Raw genomic sequence first — 336 nt, forward strand, 5'->3', positions numbered from 1 at the left:
GAAAATTAAATAACTACGGAGGTCTATCCTTAAACTACGGAGGTCTATCCTTAAGCTACGGAGGTCTATCCTTAAACTACGGAGGTCTATCCTTAATCTACGGAGGTATATCCTTAAACTAAGTTGTTAAATGATTAAGAAAAGGTGGTATAAAATTAAAATCTAGTGAAAAAACATTATTACCCTTCTTAATCATTAAATAAGTAACAATGGAAATATCAAGTGATTTGTTTGAATTTATTTCTTTAATGGCCGGATCTAAAAAAACTTTTCTAAAATCATACCAAGTCTTTAAAACCTCTTTTACAGGCTCTCTTCTTTGGTCGAATAAGCTTA

The 336-nt window shown here is 31.0% G+C and carries 1 protein-coding gene; it reads right to left on the reverse strand.

The features are described 5' to 3' along the window. Positions 1–118: 118 nt before the first annotated feature. A partial coding sequence (locus GNY06_RS15080; RefSeq protein ID WP_166518719.1) for a RepB family plasmid replication initiator protein occupies positions 119–336 on the reverse strand: 218 nt, incomplete at its 5' end.

Origin of the sequence: Elizabethkingia argenteiflava (assembly GCF_009904105.1) — a bacterium.
Classification (GTDB): Bacteria; Bacteroidota; Bacteroidia; order Flavobacteriales; family Weeksellaceae; genus Elizabethkingia; species Elizabethkingia argenteiflava.